Annotated in this window: 14 protein-coding genes; 12 read left to right on the top strand and 2 right to left on the bottom strand. The window is 66.5% G+C overall.

What is annotated here, in order from left to right:
- The first annotated feature begins 103 nt into the window (after window positions 1–103).
- From AAC071_RS04235 to hemN, 5 genes are all read left to right on the top strand, one after another.
- A complete protein-coding gene (locus AAC071_RS04235; RefSeq protein ID WP_339830386.1) occupies window positions 104–739 on the top strand; it encodes a DUF1285 domain-containing protein in 636 nt (211 codons plus the stop codon).
- A gap of 10 nt (window positions 740–749) precedes the next feature.
- Complete coding sequence (locus tag AAC071_RS04230; RefSeq protein WP_339830383.1) at window positions 750–1,400, top strand: CoA pyrophosphatase; 651 nt, start codon at window positions 750–752, stop codon at window positions 1,398–1,400.
- Window positions 1,401–1,486: 86 nt separating this feature from the next.
- A complete protein-coding gene (locus AAC071_RS04225; RefSeq protein WP_339830381.1) occupies window positions 1,487–2,752 on the top strand; it encodes a CCA tRNA nucleotidyltransferase in 1,266 nt (421 codons plus the stop codon).
- A 14-nt stretch (window positions 2,753–2,766) separates the two neighbouring features.
- Entirely contained in the window at window positions 2,767–3,297 is a 531-nt protein-coding gene (locus AAC071_RS04220; RefSeq protein WP_339830378.1) for a hypothetical protein, read from the top strand.
- An 81-nt stretch (window positions 3,298–3,378) separates the two neighbouring features.
- Window positions 3,379–4,728, top strand: coding sequence for an oxygen-independent coproporphyrinogen III oxidase (gene hemN, locus AAC071_RS04215; protein WP_339830375.1), 1,350 nt, complete (start codon window positions 3,379–3,381; stop codon window positions 4,726–4,728).
- Between the two features lie 4 nt (window positions 4,729–4,732).
- On the opposite strand, the gene hemF is transcribed toward hemN, so the two are convergent.
- Together hemF and AAC071_RS04205 are read right to left on the bottom strand one after the other, a co-directional pair.
- Window positions 4,733–5,608, bottom strand: a complete 876-nt coding sequence (gene hemF, locus AAC071_RS04210) for an oxygen-dependent coproporphyrinogen oxidase (RefSeq protein ID WP_339830372.1) — start codon at window positions 5,606–5,608, stop codon at window positions 4,733–4,735.
- Window positions 5,609–5,676: 68 nt separating this feature from the next.
- Complete coding sequence (locus AAC071_RS04205; protein WP_339830369.1) at window positions 5,677–6,141, bottom strand: tRNA (cytidine(34)-2'-O)-methyltransferase; 465 nt, start codon at window positions 6,139–6,141, stop codon at window positions 5,677–5,679.
- A gap of 245 nt (window positions 6,142–6,386) precedes the next feature.
- Here AAC071_RS04205 and petA point away from each other — a divergent pair, with 245 nt between their 5' ends.
- The 7 genes from petA (at window position 6,387) to AAC071_RS04170 (ending at window position 12,673) form a co-directional block, all read left to right on the top strand.
- On the top strand, window positions 6,387–6,926 hold the full coding sequence (gene petA / locus AAC071_RS04200; protein WP_339830366.1) for a ubiquinol-cytochrome c reductase iron-sulfur subunit: 540 nt from the start codon (window positions 6,387–6,389) through the stop codon (window positions 6,924–6,926).
- A gap of 13 nt (window positions 6,927–6,939) precedes the next feature.
- Window positions 6,940–8,208 (top strand): cytochrome b N-terminal domain-containing protein, encoded by a 1,269-nt coding sequence (locus AAC071_RS04195; protein WP_339830363.1) that lies wholly within the window; start codon window positions 6,940–6,942, stop codon window positions 8,206–8,208.
- Window positions 8,209–8,222: 14 nt separating this feature from the next.
- Window positions 8,223–9,026 (top strand): cytochrome c1, encoded by an 804-nt coding sequence (locus AAC071_RS04190; protein WP_339830359.1) that lies wholly within the window; start codon window positions 8,223–8,225, stop codon window positions 9,024–9,026.
- Between the two features lie 211 nt (window positions 9,027–9,237).
- Window positions 9,238–10,125, top strand: a complete 888-nt coding sequence (locus AAC071_RS04185; RefSeq protein WP_339830356.1) for an S-methyl-5'-thioadenosine phosphorylase — start codon at window positions 9,238–9,240, stop codon at window positions 10,123–10,125.
- Between the two features lie 254 nt (window positions 10,126–10,379).
- The gene (locus tag AAC071_RS04180; RefSeq protein ID WP_339830353.1) at window positions 10,380–10,907 is read left to right on the top strand and encodes an adenine phosphoribosyltransferase; all 528 of its coding nucleotides are present in this window, start codon (window positions 10,380–10,382) and stop codon (window positions 10,905–10,907) included.
- Between the two features lie 24 nt (window positions 10,908–10,931).
- The gene (gene mtnA, locus AAC071_RS04175) at window positions 10,932–12,026 is read left to right on the top strand and encodes an S-methyl-5-thioribose-1-phosphate isomerase (protein WP_339830350.1); all 1,095 of its coding nucleotides are present in this window, start codon (window positions 10,932–10,934) and stop codon (window positions 12,024–12,026) included.
- Window positions 12,023–12,673 carry a class II aldolase/adducin family protein gene (locus AAC071_RS04170; protein ID WP_339830347.1) on the top strand — a complete coding sequence of 217 codons (651 nt, stop codon included), beginning with the start codon at window positions 12,023–12,025 and terminating at the stop codon, window positions 12,671–12,673. The genes mtnA and AAC071_RS04170 overlap by 4 nt, the downstream gene beginning before the upstream one ends.
- The last annotated feature ends 420 nt before the right edge of the window (window positions 12,674–13,093 follow it).

Below are 13,093 nucleotides of genomic sequence, written 5' to 3'. Positions count from 1 at the left end.
GCCCGCGCCGCCATTGGCGTGGGGCTTCGTGACGATAATATGGCCGGAATCGCCGGTCTGCGGCAGCAAATCGGCTTCAACTTGCCGGGAGGACGGAAGAAATATGACCGGGGCGACCGGAAAGAGCGCGAATGGGCCCGGGAAATCCGAGGCCGGCAGTGCGCCGGGTGGATTGAAGGGCTTGGCGGTGGCCGAGGCCGAGGGCAAAAAGGCACGCGGATTGCCGCCGGTCCACAAGTGGAATCCGCCCTTCTGCGGCGATCTCGACATGCGCATCGCGCGCGACGGCACCTGGTACTACATGGGGACGCCGATCGGCCGCGCGCGCCTGGTGCGCCTCTTCTCGACCGTCCTGCGGCATGACGAGGACGGGAAATTCTATCTGGTGACGCCGGTCGAGAAGGTCGGCATCACGGTCGACGACGCGCCGTTCCTCGCGGTGGCGATGAAAGTCGAGGGCGAAGGCCGCGACCAGCGCCTGACCTTCACCACCAATGTCGGCGACGAGACGGTCGCCGGGCCCGACCATCCGATGCGTTTCGAGATCGATGCCGAGACCGGCGAGCCCGCACCTTATGTTCATGTGCGGGCCCGGCTCGAGGCGCTGATCAACCGTGCCGTCTTCTACGATCTGGTTGAACTCGGCGTCGAGGAGGAGCATGAAGGCGCGCGCTGGTTCGGGGTCTGGTCGGGCGGCATCTTCTGGCCCTTCATGCGGGCCGAGGAGATGGCCTTCTAGGCCCGCCGGCATGGACAGCTATCGAAGCCGCATCCTTTCCCGCACCGACCGGGAGCCGCCGCCGGTCAGCGCCCTGCTGGCGCCCGGCGGCGTGCCGCGGCTGCGGGGCGACCATGATCTCAATCCGCCCGACACGGATGTCTGGGTCGAGCCGCATGAGCGGCCGGCGCTCCGGGCCGCCGCCGTGCTGGTGCCGGTCGTCGAGCATGCGCACGGGGCCCATGTGCTGCTGACCCGCCGCGCCGACCATCTCGGCACCCATTCGGGCCAGGTCGCCTTTCCGGGCGGCAAGATCGACCCGGGCGAGACCCCGGCCGAGGCGGCCTTGCGCGAGGCCGAGGAGGAAGTCGGCCTTGCCCGCGCCCATGTCGATGTCGCCGGCTATCTCGACGCCTATGAGACCGGCACCGGCTTCCGCATCCTGCCGGTGGTGGCCTTCGTCACGCCGGGCTTCAGCCTGACGATTTCGCCGCATGAGGTCGCCGAGGCCTTCGAGGTGCCGTTCGATTTCCTGATGGATCCGGCCAACCACAAGCGCCACAGCGCGGTCTGGCGCGGCAAGCGGCGCGAATATTATGCAATGCCCTATAATGGCCATTACATCTGGGGCGCGACGGCGGGCATGCTGAAGAACATGTATGACCGTCTCTACGGCGCCTGACGGCCCGCGCGAAGACCGGGGCAGACAGACGGGCCCGCCCGTCCTATATCTGAGGGACCGCGACAGCATTGCCGGAGTTTGAAAGAATGAGTGCCGAGAAGGACCAGAGCCGCGAATTGGCCCGCGCCGAATGGCTGAGCGCGCCGGACACCAGCGCGGTGCTGGCGGCGCTGGCGGCCGAAGGCGGCAGCGCCCGCGTGGTCGGCGGCGCGGTCCGCAACGTGCTGATGCGCGAACCGGTCTCCGATATCGACATTGCCACCACCGAGACGCCCGAGCGCGTGATGGCCCTGCTGGCGGCCCGGGGCATCAAGACGGTGCCGACCGGCATCGATCACGGCACGGTCACCGCCGTCACGGCCAGCCGCCGCTTCGAGATCACGACGCTGCGGGCCGATGTGGCGACCGACGGGCGGCGCGCCGATGTCGCCTTCACCGGCGACTGGCTGACCGATGCGCAGCGCCGCGATTTCACCATCAATGCGCTCTATTGCGACGCCGACGGCACCATCCACGATCCGCTGGGCGGACGCGAGGACATCGCGGCGCGGCGCGTCCGCTTCATCGGCGATGCGCATGAACGTATCCGCGAGGATTATCTGCGCATCCTGCGCTTCTTCCGCTTTCACGCCTGGTACGGCAAGGGCGAGCCCGACCCGGCCGGTCTGCGCGCCTGTGCCGAAGAGCGCGCGGGGCTGAAGCAGCTTTCGGGCGAACGGGTGCGCGACGAGCTGCTGAAGATCGCGGCGGCCGACAACGGACCGGCGGCGTTCCGCCAGATGGCGGCGGCCGGCATTCTCTCGATCGTGCTGCCCGAGGCGACCCGTCTCGACCGTTTCGAACATCTGGTCGAGATCGAGACGACGCAGCTCTTCCGTGCGCAAGCCGATCCGATCCTGCGCCTCGGCGCGATGCTCGATCTCGATCAGGCCGGCGTCGCGGCGCTGGCATCGCGGCTCCGGCTCTCCAACCGCGAGCGCGAGCGGCTGACGCGGATGCTGACCGACCGCACCAAGATCGTCTGCTACCTGTCGATGCGCGAGGTGCGCCGCGCGCTCTACACGATGGGCCTCGAACTGTTCAAGGATCGCGTTTCGCTCGGCTGGGCCGACGACCGGCGCGGCCACAATGCCTTTCAGTGGCGGGCGCTCTTGGCCATGGCCGACAGCTGGGAGCGGCCGGTGCTGCCCCTGACCGGCGAGATGATCAAGGCGGCCGGCGTGCCCGAAGGCCCGGAGATCGGCCGCGTGCGCGACGAGGTCGAGGAATGGTGGATCGACAGCGATTTCATCGAGGACGAATTCTCGATCATCGAACGGCTGAAGGCGATCGTGCAGGCCACCGTCTATTGAGAGAATATTTCGACATGCGGATCGTCCTCGTTTCCCTGCTGCTCCTCCTGCCGCTGGCCGCCTGCGGCGACAGCGCTTCCGAGAACGACGCGGCCAAGGCCGCCGCCGTCTTCTACGACATCAGTCTCAGCGAACGCACCGGCGGGGTGCCGGTCGGCGATTTCCGCACGCGGCTGCGCGGCTCGATCTCGCCGATGCTCGACAGCCTGATCGCGCAGGCCGGCGAGGCCGAGCGCCGCCATGCCGTGCGCACCGGCAACAGCGAACCGCCCTATCTGCAGGGCGACGTCTTCTCCTCGCTCTTCGAAGGCGCGACGGCCTATGAGATCGGCAAATGCGAAGCCGACGACGCGACAGTGACCTGCGACGTGCTGCTGGTTCACGACGCGCCCGAGCAGCCGGTGCAATGGACCGACCGCGTCGTGCTGGTGGCCGCCGACGGGCGCTGGGCGGTCGACGACATCGTCTATGGCGGCGACTGGGATTTCGCGCCGAAGGGCACGCTGCAGCAATTGCTGCGCGGCGTCATCGCCCTGGAGGAGTAGAGGGTCCCGCGACCATCTGCCGCCCGGCTGCGGCATTTGCGCGGATTGCCGCGGGCGCGCGCCCGCGCCTAGCCTTTTGCCATGCGCAGCGATTTCATCGAACGATACGACCTCCGGGTCCCGCGTTACACCTCCTACCCGACGGCGCCGCATTTCGGCCCCGCGGTCGATGGCGCGCGCTACGAAGCCTGGCTCGGCGGTCTCGATCCGGCGCTGCCGCTGTCGCTCTATCTCCATGTCGCCTATTGCGCCGAGATGTGCTGGTTCTGCGGCTGCCACACCAAGGCGACGCGCAAATATGCGCCGGTCGCCGATTATCTCGAAGCGATGCTCGACGAGACGCGGCTGGTCGCGCGGCGCCTGCCGGGGCGGATGCTGGTCAATCACATCCATTTCGGCGGCGGCAGCCCGACGCTGCTGACGCCCGGCGATTTCGGCCGCACGCTGGCGGCCTTGCGCGAATACTACAATGTCGCGCTCGATGCCGAGATCGCGGTCGAGCTCGATCCGCGCACGGCCAATGCCGATTATGTCGCGGCGATGGCGCGGGCCGGCGTCACGCGGGCTTCCGTCGGCGTGCAGGATTTCGATCCGCGCGTGCAGCGCGCGATCAACCGCATCCAGCCGCATGAGATGACGGCGGCCGTCATCGGCTGGCTGCGCGCGGCCGGCATTTCGGCCATCAACATGGATCTCTGCTACGGGTTGCCGTACCAGACGGTGGCGAGCCTGCTCGACACGGTCGACAAGGCGGCGGCGCTGCGCCCGGCGCGCATCGCGCTGTTCGGCTATGCACATGTGCCCTGGATGAAGCCGCATCAGAAGCTCATTCCCGAAGATGCGCTGCCCGGCATCGCCGAGCGCTGGGCGCAATACGAGGCCGCATCGCAGCGGCTTGCCGCCCATGGCTATGTCGCGATCGGGCTCGACCATTTCGCGCTGCCCGACGATGCGATGGCGCAGGCGCTGGGCGCGGGACGGCTGCAGCGCAATTTCCAGGGCTACACCACCGATGCCGCGCCGGCGCTGATCGGCTTCGGCGCCTCGGCGATCGGCGCGCTGCCGCAGGGCTATGTCGCCAACGAGCTGGCGATCGACCGCTACAAGGCTTGCGTCCGCGCCGGCCGCCTGCCGGTGACGCGCGGTATCGCGGTGACGGGCGAGGACCGCCTGCGCCGCGCCGTCATCGACCGGCTGATGTGCGACATGGCGGTCGATCTCGATGAGGTGGCGGCGCTGCATGGCGCGCGGGCCGAGGATTTTTCAGCCGAACTCGCGCACCTCGCGCCGCTCGAGGCCGACGGCCTGATCCGCCGCGAGGGCAGCCGCCTCGCCGTCACCGAGGACGGGCGCCCGCTGGTGCGCGCCGTCTGCGCCGTCTTCGACAGCTATCTGGGGCAGGGCGCGGCAAGGCACTCCAAGGCCGTCTGACCCCTTACGGCCACTTCACCATCGGCGGCATCGACGACAGGATCGCATCGACATTGCCGCCGGTCTTGAGGCCGAAGGTCGTGCCGCGGTCATAGAGCAGGTTGAACTCGACATAGCGCCCGCGCCGGATCAGCTGTTCCTCGCGCTCGGCCTCGCTCCAGCTCTCGTTCATGTGGCGGCGGACGAGCTGCGGATAGATGTCGAGAAAGGCGCGGCCCACGCCTTGCGTGAAGGCGAAGTCCCTGTCCCAGTCGCCGCTGTTGAGGTGATCGTAGAAGATGCCGCCGGTGCCGCGCGGTTCGTTGCGGTGGGGCAGGAAGAAATATTCGTCGCACCATTTCCTGAAGCGCGGATAATAGCCGGCGTCATGCGCGTCGCAGGCGCGTTTCATCGCCGCGTGGAAATCGACCGTGTCCGGATGATCGGCGCGGCGCTGCTGATCGAGCACCGGCGTCAGGTCGCCGCCGCCGCCGAACCAGGCCTTGGTCGTCACGACATGGCGCGTGTTCATGTGCACGGCCGGCACGCGCGGGTTCTGCATATGTGCGATCAGCGAAATGCCGCTCGCCCAGAAGCGCGGATCCTCGTCGGCCCCCGGCATCTGCTTGCGGAAGTCCTCGGAGAATTCGCCGAAAACGGTCGAGATGTGGACGCCGACCTTCTCGAAGACGCGGCCCTGCATCACCGACATCTCGCCGCCGCCCTCATCCTTCGATCCGTCGCCGCGTTTCCAGGGCGTGCGCACGAAACGCCCGGCCGGGCGGTCCGCGAAGGTGCCGGTCAACTCGTCTTCCAGCTTTTCGAACTCGGCGCAGATCAGGTCGCGCAATTCGCGGAACCAGCGGGCGGCGTGCGTCTTTCTTTCCTCGGTCTCGGTCATGGGGCGGGCATACTTTCGTTGGACGGTGACGGGCCTCTTTTAGCCGTCCGCCGCGCGCGCTTCACCCCTCATCTTGCGGCGGCCGGAAAGCCCGCCGTCTGGCGCAGCGCTTCCGACAGCACCATGGCGGCGGCGACCGCCATGTTGAGCGAGCGGGCCGGCGGGCGCATCGGAATCAGCAGCCGCGCATCGGCGGCGCGGTGGACCGCCTCGGGCACGCCGGCGCTTTCGCGGCCGACCAGCAGGATGTCGGTGGGGGCGAAGCTGAAATCCACAAAACTTTGATGTGCTTTGGTGGTCAGCAGCACCAGCCGCGCCCCGGCCGGGCGGGCGGCCGTGAAATGCGCCCACGAATCATGCCGCGTCACCTCGGCCAGTGCACCGTAATCCATCGCCGCGCGCTTCAGGTCGCGGTCCGACCAGGGAAAGCCGCAAGGCTCGATGATGTCGACCGGCACGCCGAGACAGGCGCCCAGCCGGATCAGCGTGCCGGCGTTTTGCGGAATGTCCGGTTCATGGAGCGCAAGGCGCATCGGAGACCTTTGACGGGAAGGGTGGGAGCCGTCTTCCGGCGTGCCCGAACGGCGCCGCGCGCGTCAATTCGACATGCGGCGATGCGTCATCCTGCCACAGGTGCGGCGGGGCTGGACAATGCTCCGATTGGATGCCACAAAACCACGCAATGCACGGGGCGAAAGCAGGGGATTCGTCGGTCTTTCGCTCGAAGTGACGGGTGTCTTCCACCCCGTTGCCGCTATTCAACGAGGAGACCTGAACCGTGGCACAAACCCACGCGGTCGAGCCGACCAGGCGCGATTTTCTCTATGTAGCTACCGGATCCTTCGCTGCCGTCGGCGCGGCCTATGCCGTCTGGCCGCTGATCGACCAGATGAACCCCGACGCCTCGGTTCTGGCGCTGGCGTCGATCGAGGTCGACATCTCGAACATTCCGGAAGGCCAGGAAAACACCTTCAAATGGCGCGGCAAGCCGGTCTTCATCCGTCACCGGACCGAAGCCGAGATCGCCGCCGCCGAAAGCGTCGATGTCGCGACGCTGCCCGACCCTCAAGCCGATGTCGATCGCCTGCGTCCGGGTCCCTCGGGCGAGATCGACAAGAAGTGGCTGGTGGTGATCGGCGTCTGCACGCATCTGGGTTGCGTGCCGCTGTCCTATCGCGGCGAATTCGACGGTTATTTCTGCCCCTGTCACGGCTCGGTCTACGACACCTCCGGCCGCATCCGCAAAGGCCCGGCGCCGACCAATCTCGAAGTGCCGCCTTACGAATTCGTGTCCGATTCCAGAATTCAGATCGGCTGAGGGGCATAAAAAGATGAGCCATCAAAGCACCTACACACCCGGCAACGGCTTCTCGCGCTGGATGGATGAGCGCCTGCCGATCATGCGGCTGGTCAATGACAGTTTCGTCGACTATCCGGTGCCGCGGAACCTCAACTACTGGTGGACCTTCGGCGCCGTGCTGAGCTTCTGCCTCGCGGTCCAGATCGTCACCGGCATCGTGCTGGCGATGCACTACATCCCGACCACGGAACTGGCCTTTGCCAGCGTCGAGCACATCATGCGCGACGTCAATTACGGCTGGCTGATCCGCTATGTGCATTCCAACGGCGCCTCGATGTTCTTCATCGCGGTCTATATCCACATGTTCCGCGGTCTCTATTACGGCTCCTACAAGGCGCCGCGCGAAGTCCTGTGGATTCTCGGCGTGCTGATCTATCTGCTGATGATGGCGACCGCCTTCTTCGGTTACGTGCTTCCCTGGGGCCAGATGAGCTTCTGGGGCGCCACCGTCATCACAAACCTCTTCGGCGCCATCCCGCTGGTCGGGGAGAGCTTGCGCACCTGGCTCTGGGGCGATTTCGCGGTCGGCGATCCGACGCTCAACCGCTTCTTCTCGCTGCATTACCTCTTCCCCTTCCTGATCGCCGGCGTCGTGATCCTTCACGTCTGGGCGCTGCATGTGACGGGGCAGAACAATCCGGCCGGCATCGAGGTCAAGGATCCGAAGAAGGACACCGTGGCCTTCACGCCCTATGCGACGATGAAGGACGCCTTCGGCCTGTCGATCTTCCTGATCCTCTTTGCCTATTTCGTCTTCTTCAATCCCAACGCGCTGGGCGAGCCCGACAACTACATCGTCGCCGATCCGCTGGTGACGCCGGCCCATATCGTGCCGGAATGGTATCTCCTGCCCTTCTACGCGATCCTGCGCGCGGTCCCCGACAAGCTCGGCGGGGTGGTGCTGATGTTCGCCGCCATCGCGATCCTTTTCGTGCTGCCCTGGCTCGACACGTCGAAAGTGCGTTCGGCGCGCTTCCGGCCGCTCTACAAGCAGTTCTTCTGGATCTTCGTCGCGGCCTGCATCGGGCTGGGCTATTGCGGCGGCCAGTCGCCCGACAAGATCCTGATCGCGGTGGGCGATGGCGGTTTCGACGTCACCGATCTCTCGCGCGTCCTGACCATCTACTACTTCCTGCACTTCCTCGTTCTCTTCCCCGTTCTGGGGTTGATCGAGAAGCCGAAACCGCTGCCCGAAAGCATTGCCGCTTCGGTGCTGGGCGGCAAAGCGGACAAGAGTTGAGGGGAGACGGAAAAGTGGAAAACAAGATGATCCAGATCTCCCGCAAGACCGGCCTTCTGGCGCTCGCCGCCGCGGCCGCCCTCGGCCTGCCGCTCATGGCCGCACCGGCCGAAGCCGCGACCGACTCGGTCAAGCCGATCCAGTCCGAATGGTCCTTCGAGGGCGTCTTCGGCGTCTATGACCGCGACGCGCTGCGCCGTGGCTACAAGGTCTACAAGGAAGTCTGCGCGGTCTGCCATTCGGCCGAGCTGGTGCGGTTCCGCAATCTGATGGAGCCGGGCGGGCCCGAATTCACCGAAGGCCAGGTCAAGGCGCTGGCCGCCGACATCGTCGTCGTCGACGGGCCGGACAGTTCGGGCGAAATGTTCGAACGGCCGGGCGAGCCCAAGGACCGCTTCCCCTCGCCCTATCCCAATCCGGAAGCCGCTGCGGCGGCCATGGGTGCTGCAGCGCCCGATCTCTCGGTCATCGCCAAGGCGCGGCCGGACGGGGTCAACTATCTGCATTCGCTGCTGGTCGGCTACACCGAAGCGCCGGAAGGTTTCGAGGTGCTGCCGGGCCTGCACTACAACACCTATTTCCCCGGCCATGTGCTGGCCATGCCGGCGCCGCTCTCCGACGGCCAGGTCGAGTATGAGGACGGCACGCCCAACACGGTCGACCAGATGGCGCGCGACGTCACCCATTTCCTGATGTGGACGGCCGAGCCCAAACTCGAACAGCGCCACCGCATGGGCTTCCAGGTGATGATCTATCTGGCACTCTTGAGCGGCCTGCTCTGGTTCGCCATGCGCAAGGTCTGGGCCGACGCGCACTGACCGGCGTCACACGAAATTGACGGAAAAGGGCTCCTTCGGGAGCCCTTTTTCATGGCGCCGCCGCGCTGGTTTGTTATACGGGGACACATAACCCCGGTCGTCATGGCCCGCTTCATGCGGGCCATCCACGTCTTGGCGCCACGCTCGGAAAGAAAGACGTGGATGGCCCGGACAAGCCGGGCCATGACGGTAAGCGGAACGGGAGAGATCAGTGGCAAAGACCGTCCTCGGCGTGATCGGCGGCAGCGGCGTCTACGAGTTTCCGGGCCTGCGCAACGAGCGCTGGGAACGCATCGCCTCGCCCTGGGGCGAGGCCTCCGACGAGCTGCATTTCGGCGAGCTGCCCATCGGCGACGGGCGCATGGTCGAGATGGTCTTTCTGCCGCGCCATGGCCGCGGCCATCCGCATTCGCCCTCCAGCATCAATTACCGCGCCAATATCGACGTGATGAAGCGCGCCGGCGTCACCGACATCATCTCGGTCTCGGCGGTCGGCTCGCTGAAGGAGGAACTGCCGCCCGGCCATTTCGTGATCGTCGACCAGTTCATCGACCGCAGCTTCGCGCGCGAGAAAAGTTTCTTCGGCGAGGGCTTCGTCGCCCATGTCTCGATGGCCCATCCGGTCTGCCCGCGCCTTGGCGATCACATCGAGGCGGCCTGCAAGGACAACGACATCGCCTATACGCGCGGCGGCACCTACATGGTCATGGAAGGTCCGCAATTCTCGACGCTGGCCGAAAGCGAGCTCTACCGCGCCTGGGGCTGTTCGGTGATCGGCATGACCAACATGCCGGAGGCGAAACTCGCCCGCGAGGCCGAGATCTGCTACGCGACGGTCGCCATGGTCACCGATTACGATTGCTGGCATCCCGATCATGCGCATGTCGAAGTCTCCGACGTCATTCGCGTGCTCGAGGAAAATGCCGGCCATGCCCGCGCCGTCATCCGCGCCGTGGCGACCAGCTTCGGCCCGGAACGCACGCCCTCGCCGCAGGGCCTCGACCGCGTCCTCGATACCGCGCTGATCACCGCGCCCGACAAGCGCGACCCCGAACTCGTCCGCAAGCTCGACGCCGTCGCCGGCCGGGTGCTGGGGTGAGGGTTGTCGGTTGTGACGGGCGGTTCTGATAAGATTTCCCACCCTCCCCTTGGGGGAGGGTCGAAATTTGTGAAGCGTTAGCGGAACAAATTTCGGGGCGGGGTATGCCGTAAGTTGCAGCCCCCGCCCCGAAAAATTCTTCGCGTACCGCTCGAATTTTGTCGACCCGCCCCCAGGGGCGGGTGGGCGTGACGGTTATAGTCCGGGCTGGACGGACAGCTGGCAGACGGCCGAACAAGATTAAACGGAGACATATGGACGTGAAGCAATTCATCCGCACCATTCCGGACTACCCGAAGCCCGGCATCCTGTTTCGCGACATCACCACGCTGCTCGGCGATCCGGTCGGCTTCCGCAATGCGGTCGACGCGCTGGTCGCGCTGCATGACGGCGCGACCTTCGACATCGTCGCCGGCATCGAGGCGCGCGGCTTCATTCTCGGCGGCGCCGTCGCCCACCGGCTCAATCTCGGTTTCGTGCCGGTGCGCAAGAAGGGCAAGCTGCCCTTCACCACCATCGGCGAGGAATACGATCTCGAATACGGCACCGACACGGTCGAGATTCACATCGACGCCATCGATGCCGGCGCGCGCGTGCTGCTGATCGACGATCTGATCGCGACCGGCGGCACGGCCGAGGCTTCGGTCAAGCTGATCGCGCGGGCGGGCGGCCGGGTCGCGGCGGCGAGCTTCGTCATCGAACTGCCCGATCTGGGCGGCCGCCAGCGCCTCGAGGCGCTCGACATCGAGGTGCTCTCGCTCTGTTCCTTCGAAGGCCATTGACGCCGCGCGGCGAGAAAGGGCCCCATGAAGATCGACGGCATCCATTACCGCACCATCCGCGTCGCCGATGATGGCTGGTCGGTCGAGATCATCGACCAGACGCAACTGCCGCATCGCTTTGCGCTGGTCCGGCTCGAAACCGCCGAGGATTGCGCCCGCGCCATCCGCGACATGAATGTGCGCGGCGCGCCGCTGATCGGCGCCACCGCGGCCTATGGCATCTGCCTGGCGCTGCGGGCCGATCCGTCCGATGCGTCGCTCGATGCCGCCTGCGCCATGCTCGGCGCGACGCGGCCGACCGCCGTCAATCTCCACTGGTCGATCGATCAAATGCGCGCCGCCGTCGCGGGTGTCGGCGCCAATGCGCGGGCCGAAGCCGCCTATGCCTGCGCCGCGCAACTCTGCGACGCCGATGTCGAGACCTGCCGCCGGATCGGCGAGAACGGCCTGCGCCTGATCCGCGGCATCGCCGAGGCCAAGCCCGGCCGCACCGTCAACATCCTGACCCATTGCAATGCCGGCTGGCTCGCCTGTGTCGACTGGGGCACCGCGCTGGCGCCGATCTACATGGCGCATGATGCGGGCATCCCGGTCCATGTCTGGGTCGACGAGACGCGGCCGCGCAACCAGGGCGCGGCGCTGACCGCCTTCGAGCTGGGCGGGCACGGCGTGCCGCATACCATCATCCCCGACAATGCCGGCGGCCATCTGATGCAGCATGGCCAGGTCGATATGTGCATCACCGGCACCGACCGCACCACCGCGACCGGCGATGTTGCGAACAAGATCGGCACCTATCTGAAGGCGCTGGCGGCCGATGCCAACGACGTGCCCTTCTATGTCGCGCTGCCCCACACCACCATCGACTGGACGCTCGATGACGGCGTCGCGCAGATCCCGATCGAGGAGCGCGATGCGCGCGAGGTCACCCACATGACCGGCCGCACCGACAAGGGCGACATCGTCACCGTCGGGATTTCGGCGCCGGGCAGCCCGGCTGCCAATTACGGCTTCGACGTCACGCCGGCGCGTTACGTCACCGGTCTCGTCACCGAACGCGGCGTCTGCGCCGCCAGCCGCGAGGGATTGCTCTCGCTCTATCCGGAGCGGCGCGGATGACGGCGGCGGACGAGGCATGGCTGCGGCAGCGCGTCATCGACGCCGCGCTCGATCTCGCTGCCACCGGTCTCTCGCCGCAAATGTCCGGCAACGTCTCGGCGCGGGAAGGCGCGCGCGTCTTCATCACGCCCTCGGGCGTTGCCTATCCCGATCTTCTCCCGGCCGATATCGTCGAGATCGCGCTCGACGGCCGCGTCCTGTCGGGCCGCTTCCCGCCTTCCAGCGAATGGCAGATGCATTGCGCCATCTATGGCGCGCGGCCGGAAGCGGGCGGCATCGTCCATGCCCATTCCGATTTCGCCACTGTGCTGGCCGTGCTGAAGCGCGACATTCCGGCCTTCCACTACATGGTGGCGGTGGCCGGCGGGAAGGACATCCGCTGCGCGCCCTATGCGACCTTCGGCACGGCCGAGCTCGCCGCCCATGCGGTCGCCGCGCTGACCGACCGCCGCGCCTGCCTGCTCGCCCATCACGGCCAGATCGCCATCGGCGCCAGCGTCGAGGATGCCCTCCATCTCGCCCATGAAGTCGAAACGCTGTCGGCGCAATATTGCCGCGCGCTGCAACTCGGCCAGCCGGAGCTGCTGCCGGACGCCGAAATGGCGCTGAATGTCGAGAAGTTCAGGCGCTACGGCCGCAAAGGGTAGGGCAGGCGGGCGTTGCCGCGCCTCGCGTCAGCCAACCCGAATTCGTCATTGCGGGGAGCGCCAGCGACGAAGCAATCCAGAAGCGGCAGACTCAGCGCTTGTCGCTTCTGGATTGCTTCGTCACACCTTCGGTGTTCCTCGCAATGACGAATTTTGTTGCGCGCACCCAACCCAGAAGTGTCACCCCGGCGCGTGCTCTCCGGCACACCATCTCCCCCAACACTCGTCACCCCCGGGCTTGACCCGGGGGTCCAGAAGCCGCCGAAGGCGGCGTCCTCTTCGCAAAAACTGCGGTATCAAATAAAGCAAGGAGTCCTTGCGAAGAACGACGGCGCGCGTTGCGCGCCTTCTGGATTGCCGGGTCGAGCCCACTGCTGTCCGGTTAAGCATAGGCAATCTCCAGTTGCGCAGGATTTGGCG

This window comes from uncultured Parvibaculum sp., assembly GCF_963975745.1.
Lineage (GTDB): Bacteria > Pseudomonadota > Alphaproteobacteria > Parvibaculales > Parvibaculaceae > Parvibaculum.
This window is presented reverse-complemented; position numbering and strand designations above follow the sequence as displayed.